The organism is Thermostichus sp. MS-CIW-34, from assembly GCF_054060435.1.
This window is the reverse complement of the sequence record NZ_JBSSDE010000011.1, coordinates 36366-50235: the sequence shown is the minus strand read 5'-3', so window position 1 is coordinate 50235 and position 13870 is coordinate 36366. Positions and strand designations below refer to the sequence as shown.

Here is a 13870-nt window from a genome sequence, read left to right as displayed (position 1 = left end):
ACTGCTGACACGAACGGGATCGGGGCTTTCACCAAATTTTCGGGCTGGAGGCCCGCACCATAGCCGCAGGCTTGGTGTCGGGAGGAAAGCCCGCCTCCATATAGGTTTGCTGGTCAAAAGTCTGGATGAACTACAATAAGCCCATGAGCCAGACTATATCCGTACGTTGCAAGCTGATAGTCCCACAAGAGTTGCGTCAAGAAATTGACCGCACTTTGCAGGGCTTTGCGAATGCTTGCAACCAGATTCTCGACACCGCCAAACAAAAGAACTGCTGGAACACCGCCAAGCTGCACCACTTGGTCTATCGACCGGTAAGGGCAGCAACGGGGCTGAAAGCCAACCACGTCTGTCAGGCGCTCCGTCGGGTGATTAGCAATGCCAAGGCGGTGAAGCAAGTCCACAAGTTCCGCCCCACCAGTCTGACTTTGGACGCTCGTACTTTTAAGTACCGAGAGTCCGACCAAGCCGTGGGCGTGACCCTGATGAGCGGACGGGTTTGGCTCAAGCTCAAGATTGGCGGTTATCAAATCGCTTTGCTGCGGGGGCAAACGCCCACCAGCGCTACTCTGTCCAAGACCAAGCAAGGGGACTACTACATCAACATTGCTGTTGAGCTGGATACTCCCCCAACTGGCAAAACTCCAAAGGTAATCGGAGTTGACTTGGGTAGGCGGGATATCGCCACCGCTAGCAACGGACGCTCTTGGAGTGGAGAACACATCCAGGCCGTCCGTGACCGGTTCAGCCGTGTACGCGCCAAGGTTCAATCCAAACGCACTCGCAGCTCTAGGAGGCTGCTGAGAAGGCTCTCTGGGAGAGAACGGCGCTACCAGACATGGCTGAACCATAACATCAGCAAAACCTTGGTCAGGGATGCCCAGGCTATTGGTGCAGCACTGGCTTTTGAGGATTTGACGGGCATTCGAGACCGCCTGAATCAGAAGCCTCGGGCCAAAGCCGAGCGGCGCAGGACTAACAACTGGGCGTTCTACCAGCTCAGGATGTTTGTAGCCTACAAGGCTGCGATTGCTGGAGTGCCTGTGGTACTGGTGCCGCCTGCCTACACCAGTCAGACCTGCCACAAGTGCCTGCACATCCACCCTGAGCAAGGCAAGTCCTACCGAAGCGGTAAGTCGTTCAAGTGTGGGCATTGTGGGTGGGAAGGGGATGCTGACCATAACGCTGCTCAGGTGATCTCTCTCCTTGGGGCGACTGTAAACTCGCCTGAAATTCCGAAACTTAGCTGTCCTCTGGGTCAGCTAGGGATTGGGATAAAGCCCGCACCCTGCGCATAGCGCGGGTGCCGGGTAGTTTACTCGGCGTGGCAGCTCATCGACTTTCCAGGATCGGGCTATGCTGGACTGAGGACTACACCCATCTCCCTGTTGCTATGCGAGACCTTCTGCGCGACATCCTTCGGGACTGCTCTGGCTTTGTGGAACTGCGCTACCACAGCAAGGTGTTCCGCAGCATCACTGCCGAGAAGGGCCGCCTTGAGCGCACCGCGGTTCGTCGCCGTTCCGGAGTGGGGGTGCGGGTGTTGGAGGCCGGCACTTGGGGCTTTGCTGCCACCGGGGATCCCTCGCCGGCTGCCATTCGGGAGGCCATCGCTGAAGCTCGCCGTGCCGCCCAAGCCAGCGCCGACTACCGCAAACAAAAGCTGGGATCCTTGCCCAGTGTGCGGCTGGCCCAAGGGGAGTTCTGCGAGCCCGGTGTGGAGGAGGTGTTGAACAAACCGCTGGAGGCGAAGATCCAGTTGGCTTTGGAAACCGAGGCGCAGGCCCGGCAGGCCTCTCGCCAAATTAGCTCCGCCAGTTGCACCTACAACGAGATCTACGAGGAAAAAGCCATTGTCACCACCGATGGGGCGGATGTGGCCTTTCGTCTGGTGCGCCCCGAGCTGCGAGTTCAGGCGGTGGCCGAAGCGGACGGCCAGCTCAGCAGTGGCTCCGAGGCCATTGGGGTAACAGGGGGATGGGATTGCCTGTTCCGCTCGCATCCCTTGCAGATGGCGGAAAAGGCGGCTGCTACCGCGGTTGATTTATTGTCCGCAGGCTACGCAGAAGGGGGATGGGCCACGGTTATTCTGTCGCCTTCCATCGTGGGGCTGTTGGTGCACGAGGCCATTGGCCACACGGTCGAGGCGGATTTTGTTCTGGCGGGTTCTGTGGCTGCCGGCAAGCTGGGGCAGCGGGTGGCCAGCGACTGGGTTACTCTCAAAGACTCCGGCCATTCAGAGTTTATGCCGGGGGCAGGGGGAACCCTTCCTGTGGACGACGAGGGCGTTCCTACCCAAAGCACCACCATCATCCAAAACGGCATTCTGGTCAGCTATCTCCACAACCGCGAAACTGCCGCCCACTTTGGGGTGGAGCCCACCGGCAATGCCCGCGCCTGGGAATACGCCGATGAGCCTTTGATCCGCATGCGCAACACCTTCATCGAGCCCGGATCCCAAACGCTAGAGGAAATCATCGCCAGCACTCCCGATGGCTACTTCCTGGATGGGGCCAGGAACGGGCAGGCGGACTCCACCGGCGAGTTTATGTTTGGGGTAGAGCGGGCCTACCGCATTCGCGATGGCAAGCTGGCGGAGTTGCTGCGCGGTGTCACCATCACCGGCAATGCTTTTGAGGTGCTGCAATCGGTGGATGCCGTCTCGCGGGACTTCCTGTGGGACTTGGGATCCGGCCATTGTGGCAAGGGTCAACCGGCCAAGGTGGATGCGGGCGGCCCCTACATTCGCTGTCGGGCCATTGTAGGTGGGCAACAACCTGTGTAGTTATTCCCTTGGCGCTCCACAGCTAGCCCAGAGGTGAAGCCTACAGCTCGCTCTGTAAAGGGGACTGGCAGGCCAGTTCCAGGACTACCGAAAGCTGCTGGCCAGGAGCTACACAGAAACTCTGTCCTGCCGGCACGACTGACCGTGGGGGAGTTCACAGAACAGCCAATCCGTCCGCAAAAATTAGGGATCCCCTCACCTGCGGGGATCCCAGATGGGGTACTGGATCAAACCTTAGCGAGGGAAAACCACCTGGGCTCGCAACTCGCCCGGCGGGTTGGCCTGCGTGTGAATGTTGATGTAGTAAGCTCCGGCCAAAAAGCTGGAGACTTGCTCAGGGGTGAGGTTGGCTTCCAGTCGGAAATTCCCCGACTGATTGCCTGGATTCGGCAACATGTTCAAGACAAAGACCACCGGCCCTGTGGCCTGGGCGAAAGATTGTCCTGGCTGCGGCTGAGCAATGTGAATATGTCCAGGGCCAAAGTTAGCAATGGGTAGAAGTGGGGTTGTGAGATTTGTAAAGCTTCCTTAACCGCTGAGAAACAAGACAGCAACCAGGCAAAAGCCGCAAAAAACCTCGAAAATTGAACGAGGCCGAAGGGAAAAACCGATCAACAACATGGAAAAAAGCTCCTCGGTCAGAGAACAGGCTAAATAAGGTACGTATCAGGCCAAGCTTCGGATTCATCTCTGGGTTTAAAAGACGGCGACATCACTGCTACCGAGAGACAAAAATCCCCACCCTGTGGGGGGCGGGGGATGGTGTAGACTGCACGCGGAGCAGAAATCTCTGACCGTACCTATAAAGTTGCGGAGAGGGGGAGAGGGTTCACCCAGGCACTTTCCCCAAGCTCGGTTCAGGATAGATCTGTCTATCCTCTGGCCGAGGCAGCCAAGGCGGAGTTCATAATCGGCCAGAACCAGTGGGGCCGCATCAGGATGACAGTGTCGATGACGTGGATGATGCCGTTATCGGCTTCGATGTCGGCTTGGATAACGGTGGCGTTATTGACCTCGAAAACGTCCCCTTCGATCAACAAGTCGATGGGGGATCCCTCTACCGAGCCCACACTTTGGTACTTGGCCAAATCTGCCTTTTTCAAGCGGCCGGGCACCACGTGGTAACACAGGATGCGAGTCAGTTGGGGGATGTTTTGCACCAGAGTGGTGATGGTGCCAGGGGGCAGCTTGGCAAAAGCCGCATCGGTGGGGGCAAAAACGGTAAAGGGGCCGGGGCTTTTCAAAGTATCCACCAGGTTTGCCGCTTTAACGGCAGTTACCAAGGTGGAAAAGCCCTCAGCAGAGACGGCAATATCAACAATATCGGGCATGGCCGGGATCCTTTTGCTGTGAAGTTGTTGCTAACTGGATTGCTGCTCGAAAGGCTTTGGGATCATTAAAGTTGCCACGGGCTAGCGATAATTCTGATCCTGAATGTAGGCGAGGCGGGCTGCTTCCCGGATCCCATATTCCGGTCGGGTGAAGCGATTGAGTTGTCCCTCAAAATAACGGCGGTTCATCATCAAGTGCCGCGGATTTGGGTCATCAAGGGGATACAAGAAAGCGGCCCTTCCCGCCTGAATCACGGCTGAGGTGACGTTGTACATGGAGCGCTGGAAGCTAACCCCCAATTGAATCAGCATGTCCTCTTCGCCGCGGCAATGCTTGCGATAATACTCCACCAAATACTGGGGCAAAAAGTGGTACATATCCTGGTGCAAGAGCGTGGGCGGGATCCCGGCGGTGCCCACCGGAAACTTATCGGCGTAGAGGATCCCGTAGTGGAAGTCCAACTGGTTGGTGGGAACTTCGTTGGCCTGGGCGTTGTAGGACTTAGTGCCGCGGAAAGGAGAGGTGCGATAAAACACGGCCTCTACATAGGGGAAGGCAGCCTCATATAGCCAGGTGAATCCTTTGGATTTGGGCACAATATCGTACCATTCTCCCCGAATACGCACGCGGTGGTAGATGGGTCGTCCGGCAATGGCGAAGATCCCGTTGACCAAAAAGTTCATCGCCTCCGGCACGCTGGTAATTTTGCCTTCATCGTAGAGATCGCTGATCTCAAAAAAGACCGGAGCCATCACCTCCCAAAACAGGCCCAACACCGAGTACATGGTGGCCTGGCGGCATAGCTCTAAAAACATGTCTGGGAAGAGCTTGTATAGCCCCATCAACAGAGGGTTGCCTTGGCAGTAGGCGCGGATGGCGCGGTCGGCATTTTGCTTGTATTCTTCGGAATCCATGTAGGGATCCAGCAAGCCCCCCATATCCCGGTGCCAGAGCATGGCCCGCATACATTCTTCGGCAAATTCCATGTTGATGCGGTCATGCCAGAGGTGATGCAAAATTCTGGGCAGCTTGCGCTTCAGCTCCCCTTTTTCCATGAACTCCAGCAGCTCGGGGTGGGCCGTAGCCTGGCCTCGCCAAATGCGCAAATCCGCGTTATCCCCCGCGTAGTGGTTGGCCAGCTTCAGATACTCTTCAGGAATGATGAACTTGAAAAAAGGCAAGGGATCCACAAACACCTGCTCGGCAATGTAGAGCAGATCCCGCCAGTAGAAATCCATCGGCACGGCATAGGCTTTGTAGAGGCCGATAATTTGCATTAGGTTTTCCGGCGTATCCGGCAGCATGGATCCCCCTGCCTCCAAGCGGTGGACTACATCCGCAAAAGGGTGGTTAGAAGGGGGAAGCTTGCGGGTTGTAAGGGTTGTCGTCATGGAAGAAGTCTCCAACTCTTCAAAAGTCCTGGCTCCATAGGGGGCATCTGCTGGGATCTCAATTCCTGGGAGTTTCCCGCTTGCCTGGATCGGCTCCAGAGAGGGTGATGGGGGCAAGGTCACCGGCTGATGCCAAGATAAGCGTTTGGGCCTGAGCCACCTGGGTGGATAGGGTAAAGGCCAACGGTTGCGGCCATTTCACCAGGTTCATGGGCTGGATCCCAAACCAAACGATCAAGGCCGTCAAAATAAGCCCTGGGATCCGCTCCCAGCCATGCACGCGCGGGTAGTAGGCGGTGCGGTTGTCCAACCTGCCAAAGCAGGTGCGGTTCAGCAAAATCACAAAGTACACCGCCGTCAAGCCGGTGCCACAGATGCTGATCAAAGTGGGCAGAGGAAAATCTTGGTAGCTGCCCTGGAAGATCAAGAACTCCGCCACAAAGCCCACCAGGCCAGGGATCCCGGCGCTGGCCATCCCCCCCAAGATGAGCAGAGCACTCACCGTGGGCAAGCCCCGCAAGGGGTTGAGCAGGCCGTTGAGCACATCCAGATCGCGGGTTCCCACTTTGCGCTCCACCAAGCCCACCAAATCGAACAGCAGCGCCAAGATGAGACCGTGAGAGACCATCTGAACCATCGCCCCGGTCAGGCTAATCGGGGTGGCTGCCGCCATGCCCAGCAGGATGTAGCCCATATGGCCGATGGAGCTGTAGGCCACCATGCGCTTGATGTCTTTTTGGGCGATGGCCGCCAAAGCCCCCGACAGCACGGCAATGGCTCCCCACCAGGCCAGGATCCCACCCAAGTCGGCCCAAGCTTGGGGAAACAACTGCAGCCCAAAGCGAAACAGACCGTACGTGCCTAACTTGGAGAGGATCCCTCCCAGGAGGATGGCCACTGGCGGCGACGACTCCCCGTATGCATCAGGCAACCAGGTGTGGAAGGGGATCAGCGGCATCTTAATGCCGAAAGCCACGATCAAGGCCAACAGCGTCAAGGTCTGGGCAACAGGGCTGAGAGAGGTGATGCGGATCTCCAGCAGCTCAAAGCTATGGGGATCCCCCAGCCAGTAGATGGCCAAAAAGGCCCCCAACAGAAAGATGGCGGAAACGGCGGTGTAAATCAAAAACTTGATGGCAGCATAATCCCGCTTGGGGCTGCCCCAAATGGAGATGAGCAGGTAGATCGGGATCAGCACCAGTTCGTAAAACAAGAAGAACAAAAGCAGGTTCTGGGCAACAAAAGCCCCGTTGACCGACCCGCTCATGAGCAAAATGCAGCCGTATAAGAGGTTGGGCCGCTTCACCTCTGGCTCAGCCGTCAGCACCGCAATCAGCGTGAGCAACCCATTCAAAGCCACCATCAGCAGGGAAAACCCGTCCAGGCCCAGGGAGTAGCTCAGCCCAATTGCCGGGATCCAATCCCACCGCTGCACCCACTGCAGCCCTTCCGCTTGCAGGTCAAAGTTGGCAAACAGCAGCAGCGAGATCCCCAGCAGGATCCCGGCCAAGGCCACCGCCAGCTTTCGCCCCCCCAAGCCTAAGAACAGGAGCAGGGATCCCAAGATCGGCAACACAATCAAGGCACTCAGCATGGTCTTTTCCCTCTTTATCTAAGGACTCCGTCCCGCTACCTTGCCCAAGCCTAGAGAATCAGCCAGCCCAGCAGGGCCACCCCCACCACAATCGTCAGCACGTAGGCTTGCAACTGGCCAGAGGTGGTGTATTTCAAAACCTGTCCACCCGCCAATACCGCCAAGCTGGTCAAATTTACCAAGCCGTCTACCACATAGCGGTCGAACAAGGCTGTAACCTCAGAGATGATGCGTACCGCAAACACCACACTGGCCCGGTAGAGCTTGGGGGTGTAGAAGTCGTTGGCCAACAAATCCTGCCAGTCGGCCAAGAAGGCCCAGTCCACCGGCTGCCGCTGCGGACGCAGATACAGCCAGGCTCCCAAGGCAATGCCTGTCAAGCTGGATCCCGTCATTACCCCAACAGGGATCCCTTCCAGAGCGGGAATCAGACCTAGTGCCGCTAGGATCATGGGCATGTGCAGCGTTACCCCCATCATGGCGGTGCTAGGCAACGTCATCGGCCAATGCACCTCTGGCGAGCGCTCGCTCATCTGCTGCGGTTTGCCCCCCCAAACAAGGCCAAATACCCGCGTTAGCCCCAGCGCCGTCACCGCATTGGTAACCAGCACAACTGCCGCCCACAACCCCTGCCCCGGTTGCACCAACTGCTGCCAGAGATCCGTCAGCACCCAAAAGGAGCCGAAGGGAGGCAAAGCGATGATTCCAGCCATCCCGGTCAAGAAGCACAGCCCCGAGATAGGGCGCCGCGACCACAAGCCTCCTAGATAGCGCAGATCCTGGGTAATGCTGTTCCAGATCACCATGCCCAGCGCCATCACCAACAGGGCCATCGCGGGCGCATAGGTCAGCAGCAACCCATAGGCTTGCTGGGGATGACCGGTGCCCACCGCCACAAAGATCAAGCCCATGTAGGCGCTCACCAGATAAGACAGGGCCCGCTTGGCATCGATCTGGGCCAAGGCCACTAGGGATCCCCCCACCGCTGTCAAGCCGCCGATGGTTAGCATCACCCTTAGCACTGTTGGGGAAAGCTCGTAGAGGGGTTGCAGGCGAATCAACACCCAGGCCCCTGTGCCCACCACCACCGCATTGCGCAAGATCGTCGAGGGGATCGGCCCTTCCATCGCCTCATCCAGCCACAGGTGCAGAGGAAATTGGGCACACTTGCCTACGGGGCCGGCCAGCAACCCCAGCCCCACCAGGGCCAGCAGGGTGGGATCCACAGTGACAGATCCTGCCTGCACCGCCTCTGCCCAGGCCGCCAAATCCTCAAACTCCCAGGAGCCGGTCAGGGGATAGATGGCGATTACCCCCATCAAGAGCAACAGGTCGCCGATGCGCTTGGTTAAAAAAGCATCCCGTGCTCCCGTCACCACCAGCGATTGGTTGAACCAAAAGCCCACCAACAGGTAAGTGCCCAGGGTCAAAATCTCCAGGATCACGTAGCTGAAAAAGAGGGAGTCGCACAAAGCCAAGGCACACATCCCCCCCTCAAACAGGCCCAGCAGGGAGAAAAACCGCGCCCAGCCCCAGTCCATTTCCATGTAGCCAAAGCCGTAGATCTGGGCCACCAGGTTCAGCCCCGTCACCACAGCGCAGGCCCCCAGAGTTACCGATGACACCTGCAGCGGCAGCTCTAACATCAGATCCCCCACCTGTAGCCAGGGCAACCGAATGACCTGCGCCGGCTGATCCCAAATTGCCACCAGCGCTCCCACACTGTGAAGGAAAGCCACTAAGGTCAGCAGGGCATTCAAATAACCTGCCGGACGTGGTCCCGTGCGCCGGGTGATTCCTGGGGACCAGATCAGCGCTCCCGCCCACGCCACCAAGGCGTAGAGGGGAATCAGCCATGCAGTTGTGACCAGCCCGTTCAAGCTCATAATCCTCCTTCGGCCAGGGATCTTGGCCAAACTGGAACACTTGCTGAGATCCTGTAAAAAATCTTAAGCAGCATCTTAGCTGCGAACTAAGATAGATAAAAATTGAACTTCTCGATGAAAGCTATAGACAAAAGCCTATACCTTAGCAAGGGGCAACAGAGGTTACTCTCTTGTTGTCACCACCTCACTCTCTAAAGCGTAGATGGGAATAAACTCCTTGGGAACTCAGGATCCCCGGCTGCGCAGATACCGTGAATGGCTCTAGGACATCCCCGAAGTTCTGCTGCCCTACTTCCGGTCTTCGATAGGCTAACGCAAGCAGGATCCCATTCACCTCTTCATCCCAAGGCTACCATCGTAAGTCCCTGTGAAATTGCCAAGAAGATGAAGATTGAGAACAACGACCTAGAAGGGCGTTTTGACTTTGGGTTGCTTGACCTTCAGCTCGCGAATCCGTTTCAACATCTTCTGGAAATACTCCGCTAGGTAGTCCTCAAGAGAGGTCAGAGAGGCCAGTTCAATCCCCAGGGTTTCGCATACAGGCGTCATATCGGCGTGCATGGGTTCTTTGGCCGCGATCACCTCCACAAACGCCAGCCGGTCGGCAATGTTCCAGCTCCACTGAAAAAACTGCGCCATCTTGCGCGCCCCTCTCAGCAGTCCCAGCGGCATGGTGCTGACTTTGGCCTTTTTGCCGGAGAGCTGCTCGCACAAGGCGATGACTTCTCGGGCCGTCCAAGCCTTAGGCCCCACCAAGGGAAAGATTTGCTGCTTGGCGGCTTCTACACTGAGGGATCGCACCGCAAACCGGGCAGCATCCAAGGTGTCCAGGTAGGCCGTCGGCACGCCCTCGCCGGTTACCCAGACGATTTGTTCTTCCAAGATGGGGATGGCGTACTGGCCAATCAACCCCTGCATAAAGCCCGCCGGACGAAAAATCGTGTAGGGCATCTGGGATCCAACCAAATACTTCTCAATGTGATGCTTGAAATTCATCAGGGGCACATTGGGATACTCGTGGTGGGCGCCCATGATGGAGAAAAAGATAAAATGCCCTACCTGGGCAGCCCGTGCCGCATTGATCAGGGCAACCTTGCCATCCCAGTCCACCTGACGGGCGCTGAGGGTGTCGGTCACCCGCACCGTAGCACAGTCGATCACCGCCTCGATGCCTTCCATGGCGGAGTTGAGGGTGCTGGGCTGAAGCAGATTTCCCACTTTCAGTTGAGCGCCCCATTCACTCAAGAAAGCAGCCTTTGCCGGATTTCGCACCAGACAGGTGACTTGATGTCCTTCTTCGATGGCTCGGCGTACCACTTGACGGCCCAGCGTTCCCGTCGCCCCCACAACCAGCACGTTCATAAAATTATCATTTCTTAACCTTAGGCTTAGTCTATCAGACCAGCGCAACTCCCGACACAACCTTAGAGGCAGCAACAAACCAATGGGGATCCCTTGCCAAGCCGGCTTTGAGGGATCCCTAGAGTTAGGTACTGAGAAAGCGTTCAGCCGGCCAGCTCGTTCATGCGTTGCGCCAGGGTAAAGTCCAGTTCTGTAATGCCCCCGGCATCGTGGGTGGTAAGATGCACCCGCACGCGGTTGTAGACATTGGTCCATTCGGGATGGTGCCCCATGCTCTCGGCCACCAAGGCCACACTGCTCATCCAGCCAAAGGCTTCGACAAAGGAGCGAAACTGAAATTGACGATGCAGCTTCCCATCCTGCAAAGACCAGCCCGGCAGATTTTCCAGCTTGGCTTGGACCTCAGCTTCACTGAGTTTGACAGGTCTGGACATGGGCTTTCCCTCCGGTCGATGCCATCGTTTTCATCACGCTTTCATCAAAGGAGCAACTGAGAGCGGATCCCAGCTTATTTACAAAACTTCATAACCTTTTGGTTCTGCCACGCCAGCGGCGCCGAGGGGTTTGTACAGCCAGTAGCCTTGCACGGAGAAATGGGCCCGCTTGTAGAAATTGAGGGCAGCCTGGTTATGGCGATAAACCTGCAGGGTGATGGCCGCCAGCTGCTGCTGGGATCCCCAGCGTTCCACCTGTTGCATCAAAGCTCTGCCCAGGCCCTGCCGGCGATGGGCGGGATCCACCCAGAGCAGAAAAATGTAGGCTACCCGCCGATGGGTGGCTTGATCTGTGGAGATGCCGGCCCAAACACAGCCCACCGGCTCTGCAGTTTCTTCTTTCAAGATCCACCAGCAGGGGGTGCGGGGTGGGTCGAAGAGGCGATCCAGCGTCTCTTCTAGGTGATCCCAGTTGCTTTGCTCTGGAAAAGATTCCTGCAACGTGGCCTGCAATCCTCGTCGCACCCAGGGCCGATCCCAGGCTGAACCAATGCGCCAACGATAACCCACAGGCAGAGGGATCCCTTGTTCAGCCATCGTCAGGCATTTGCAGAAAGGGCCACAGGCGTCGCTTCTTCTAGAGGGGCAGGCTGGGCCATATCCTCCGGCAGAAACGAGCGAATGCTCACCACCACCAGGGTAAACAGAAACACCAGCAGGATGAGGGCAGGAAAGATATATTGCCGCAGGATGCTCATGCTTCTACATAATCATTTCAAGTTTCTACAGCATAGCGTGCAGGGAGGGATCCCTGGGCAGCTTTTCGGAAATCTCCTCGGTTTTTCTTCTCCTGATCTCCATCTCAGCCCCTATCGACTGACCCTGGGGGATCCCATGCGTTAATAAGGTGAGAAAGTGTAGCCTATGATTCCAAAGTCAGGTCAGCTGTGCATTAAGGTCGAGCGTAGTTGTGGGTCATCACTCAACTGCCCAACCTGATCCCACTGCTGCGCGACGCGAGCGGAGAATCCATGAGCACTCCCAATCGCCCCTTGAAGACCCTTGGGATCCCTCCCAATGCCTGGGCTGTGAATGCCGAAATGGCCGACCTCACCCGTCCGCCCTTGGATCCCCGGCCCATCCTGCTACCCACCTCCAGCAAAACCCTGCGCTTGGATCTGGCCAAGGCGGCGTTGTTGGTGATCGACATGCAAAACGACTTTTGTCATCCCGACGGTTGGCTGGCCAGCATCGGCGTCGATGTTACACCGGCACGGGCTCCCATCGGCCCTCTAAAAGCCCTGCTGCCCCGCCTGCGACAAGCTCAAGTGCCGATTGTGTGGGTGAACTGGGGCAATCGCCCTGACTTGCTCAACATCAGCGCCGGCTTGCGACATGTGTACAACCCCACCGGAGAGGGAGTAGGGCTGGGGGATCCCTTGCCTAAGAACGGGTCTTTGGTCCTCACGCGGGGCAGTTGGGGCGCTGCTGTGGTGGAGGAACTGGAGGTCAAACCCGAGGATATCTGGGTGGACAAGTTCCGCATGAGCGGCTTTTGGGATACCCCTCTCGATAGCATTCTCAGAAACCTGGGGCGCACCACCCTCTTTTTTGCCGGCGTGAACATCGACCAGTGCGTCATGACCACGCTGCAAGATGCCAATTTCCTCGGCTACGACTGCATTTTGCTGGAAGACTGCGCCGCCACCACCTCTCCTGAATACTGTTTGCTAGCTACCCTCTACAACGTCAAGCAGTGCTTTGGCTTTGTCGCCTCCTCCTCAGATTTGCTCGCGGCTCTCCCCTGTTAGCACTTGCCCACTATTCACCCCTCATCTCTTGAGCGGAGGATCCGGATGCAAACGCTTTCCCGCTGCGTGATTCCAATTGTTAAAACCCCTGCCGATTATCAGGCTTTTCGCATCAGCCCCCACGATACCAATCGCCTGGCCATCGTGTTCGATCCTTCTCATGCTCAGATTTCTCTAACCTTTTGTGTGGAGATCTTCGATGAGGGAGGCAAAACCCCTCCAAATCGCCATCAAATGGCTGTGGAAATGTTTTTTGTTCTCAAGGGGGAAGGCCTGGCCATTTGCGATGGAAAAGCGGCCCCCATCAAAACTGGAGATAGCATTTTGGTTCCGCCAACAGGCGTGCATGAAATCCGCAACACCGGCCCAGGCCGCCTCTACGCCCTCTGCTTCATGGTGCCCAACGAAGATTTTGCCGAGCTCATCCGCTCCGGCACTCCTGCGGACTTGGATGAGGAGGATTTGCAGGTGCTGTCGGGGGGCTGGAGAAGGGCATTTGCTGAGGCTTAGGCCTCAATGGCTCTGGGAGCTGTAGAGGTTGGAAGTCAGGGGTACTGATACATTCACGCTGAACTCTCCTGAACATGGTTCAGGAAAGAAGCGATCGCATCCTGCCTATCTCTGAGCAGGAAGGCGGTATCCCGCAAAGCCCTGAGGAATACCCCCCGAGCGCTTTCCCCCTTCACTTCCCGGCAACCGTTGCGGTGGACTCAAGGATCAGGGGGAAACTTGGTCTACTATATCCCTCTCAATGACTTTTGCCAAACCGCCTAAAGCTCAGTAAATTCAGCAAAGTTCAGGGTTTTGGGGGTTAGAGGCATGCTCCGACAAATCTTTTCCCAGGGTCTCTGTTTCCATAAATCCATAAAAGCCATAAAAGAGGGGTCTGGAGGGGGCTGCGTTTGCGCCAGCAGGCCGGAGATCAAGGGCAATACCAGGGAAGGGGCTCAAACTCTGGTGGGAGTTTCTCCCTGATACATTTACGCTGAACACTGCTGAACATCACTGTTCAACTATGCAGCGATAGCATTCTGTTTGTTTCCAACCAGAATGGCGGTATCCCGCAAAGCTTTGAGTAGAATACCCAAAGCGCAGTTTCCGTGTCGTCTTACTACCAATTTTCTGCTTTGCTTTGGCTACCATGTTGGCAGACTCGAAAGTAAACAGAAAGATCAACTGGTAGTAATCCGTACTGAACATATTATACATTATTTTCAGTATAGTTGAGCTTATTATTGACTAGAGTCATGCTCTCATAAGGGCTTCTGTTTTATC

General features: G+C 56.7%; 13 protein-coding genes and 1 pseudogene. 4 read left to right on the top strand and 10 right to left on the bottom strand.

Annotated elements, in window-relative coordinates; genetic code table 11:
- The first annotated feature begins 143 nt into the window (after nucleotides 1-143).
- Together ACVWYY_RS05725 and ACVWYY_RS05720 are read left to right on the top strand one after the other, a co-directional pair.
- A complete protein-coding gene (locus ACVWYY_RS05725; protein WP_457439835.1) occupies nucleotides 144-1298 on the top strand; it encodes an RNA-guided endonuclease InsQ/TnpB family protein in 1155 nt (384 codons plus the stop codon).
- A gap of 95 nt (nucleotides 1299-1393) precedes the next feature.
- On the top strand, nucleotides 1394-2785 hold the full coding sequence (locus ACVWYY_RS05720) for a TldD/PmbA family protein (RefSeq protein WP_457439833.1): 1392 nt from the start codon (nucleotides 1394-1396) through the stop codon (nucleotides 2783-2785).
- A gap of 234 nt (nucleotides 2786-3019) precedes the next feature.
- Here ACVWYY_RS05720 and ACVWYY_RS05715 read toward each other — a convergent pair whose 3' ends face one another.
- The 9 genes from ACVWYY_RS05715 to ACVWYY_RS05675 all read right to left on the bottom strand — a co-directional run bounded on the left by ACVWYY_RS05715 (nucleotide 3020) and on the right by ACVWYY_RS05675 (nucleotide 11542).
- On the bottom strand, nucleotides 3020-3277 hold the full coding sequence (locus ACVWYY_RS05715) for a CHRD domain-containing protein (protein WP_414374720.1): 258 nt from the start codon (nucleotides 3275-3277) through the stop codon (nucleotides 3020-3022).
- A 380-nt stretch (nucleotides 3278-3657) separates the two neighbouring features.
- Nucleotides 3658-4116, bottom strand: coding sequence for a fasciclin domain-containing protein (locus tag ACVWYY_RS05710; protein WP_414357838.1), 459 nt, complete (start codon nucleotides 4114-4116; stop codon nucleotides 3658-3660).
- Between the two features lie 81 nt (nucleotides 4117-4197).
- Nucleotides 4198-5508 (bottom strand): CO2 hydration protein, encoded by a 1311-nt coding sequence (locus tag ACVWYY_RS05705; protein ID WP_457403431.1) that lies wholly within the window; start codon nucleotides 5506-5508, stop codon nucleotides 4198-4200.
- Nucleotides 5509-5566: 58 nt separating this feature from the next.
- Nucleotides 5567-7102 (bottom strand): NADH-quinone oxidoreductase subunit M, encoded by a 1536-nt coding sequence (locus ACVWYY_RS05700; RefSeq protein ID WP_457403432.1) that lies wholly within the window; start codon nucleotides 7100-7102, stop codon nucleotides 5567-5569.
- 50 nt (nucleotides 7103-7152) lie between these two features.
- Nucleotides 7153-8988, bottom strand: a complete 1836-nt coding sequence (locus ACVWYY_RS05695; RefSeq protein WP_457439831.1) for an NAD(P)H-quinone oxidoreductase subunit F — start codon at nucleotides 8986-8988, stop codon at nucleotides 7153-7155.
- Between the two features lie 405 nt (nucleotides 8989-9393).
- Entirely contained in the window at nucleotides 9394-10350 is a 957-nt protein-coding gene (locus tag ACVWYY_RS05690) for an NAD(P)H-binding protein (protein WP_457439828.1), read from the bottom strand.
- 143 nt (nucleotides 10351-10493) lie between these two features.
- Nucleotides 10494-10784: a 4a-hydroxytetrahydrobiopterin dehydratase gene (locus tag ACVWYY_RS05685; RefSeq protein ID WP_099884075.1), complete on the bottom strand. Its 291-nt coding sequence runs from the start codon at nucleotides 10782-10784 to the stop codon at nucleotides 10494-10496.
- Between the two features lie 78 nt (nucleotides 10785-10862).
- Complete coding sequence (locus ACVWYY_RS05680) at nucleotides 10863-11354, bottom strand: GNAT family N-acetyltransferase (RefSeq protein ID WP_457439826.1); 492 nt, start codon at nucleotides 11352-11354, stop codon at nucleotides 10863-10865.
- 29 nt (nucleotides 11355-11383) lie between these two features.
- Complete coding sequence (locus ACVWYY_RS05675) at nucleotides 11384-11542, bottom strand: hypothetical protein (protein ID WP_011434410.1); 159 nt, start codon at nucleotides 11540-11542, stop codon at nucleotides 11384-11386.
- Between the two features lie 273 nt (nucleotides 11543-11815).
- On the opposite strand from ACVWYY_RS05675, the gene ACVWYY_RS05670 reads away from it, so the two are divergent.
- On the top strand, nucleotides 11816-12595 hold the full coding sequence (locus ACVWYY_RS05670; protein WP_041437718.1) for a cysteine hydrolase family protein: 780 nt from the start codon (nucleotides 11816-11818) through the stop codon (nucleotides 12593-12595).
- A gap of 45 nt (nucleotides 12596-12640) precedes the next feature.
- Entirely contained in the window at nucleotides 12641-13105 is a 465-nt protein-coding gene (locus ACVWYY_RS05665; protein WP_414331516.1) for a cupin domain-containing protein, read from the top strand.
- A gap of 503 nt (nucleotides 13106-13608) precedes the next feature.
- On the opposite strand, the pseudogene ACVWYY_RS05660 reads toward ACVWYY_RS05665, so the two are convergent.
- A pseudogene (locus ACVWYY_RS05660) lies at nucleotides 13609-13792 on the bottom strand (hypothetical protein); the annotation flags it as partial.
- Between the last annotated feature and the right edge of the window lie 78 nt (nucleotides 13793-13870).

Excerpts from the sequence above, each read along its gene's own strand:
- ACVWYY_RS05685 (WP_099884075.1), bottom strand. The coding sequence starts at position 10,784 with ATGTCCAGACCTGTCAAACTCAGTGAAGCTGAGGTCCAAGCCAAGCTG.
- ACVWYY_RS05690 (WP_457439828.1), bottom strand. The coding sequence starts at position 10,350 with ATGAACGTGCTGGTTGTGGGGGCGACGGGAACGCTGGGCCGTCAAGTG.
- ACVWYY_RS05725 (WP_457439835.1), top strand. The coding sequence starts at position 144 with ATGAGCCAGACTATATCCGTACGTTGCAAGCTGATAGTCCCACAAGAG.
- ACVWYY_RS05670 (WP_041437718.1), top strand. The coding sequence starts at position 11,816 with ATGAGCACTCCCAATCGCCCCTTGAAGACCCTTGGGATCCCTCCCAAT.
- ACVWYY_RS05665 (WP_414331516.1), top strand. The coding sequence starts at position 12,641 with ATGCAAACGCTTTCCCGCTGCGTGATTCCAATTGTTAAAACCCCTGCC.
- ACVWYY_RS05710 (WP_414357838.1), bottom strand. The coding sequence starts at position 4,116 with ATGCCCGATATTGTTGATATTGCCGTCTCTGCTGAGGGCTTTTCCACC.
- ACVWYY_RS05675 (WP_011434410.1), bottom strand. The coding sequence starts at position 11,542 with ATGAGCATCCTGCGGCAATATATCTTTCCTGCCCTCATCCTGCTGGTG.
- ACVWYY_RS05695 (WP_457439831.1), bottom strand. The coding sequence starts at position 8,988 with ATGAGCTTGAACGGGCTGGTCACAACTGCATGGCTGATTCCCCTCTAC.
- ACVWYY_RS05700 (WP_457403432.1), bottom strand. The coding sequence starts at position 7,102 with ATGCTGAGTGCCTTGATTGTGTTGCCGATCTTGGGATCCCTGCTCCTG.
- ACVWYY_RS05720 (WP_457439833.1), top strand. The coding sequence starts at position 1,394 with ATGCGAGACCTTCTGCGCGACATCCTTCGGGACTGCTCTGGCTTTGTG.
- ACVWYY_RS05705 (WP_457403431.1), bottom strand. The coding sequence starts at position 5,508 with ATGACGACAACCCTTACAACCCGCAAGCTTCCCCCTTCTAACCACCCT.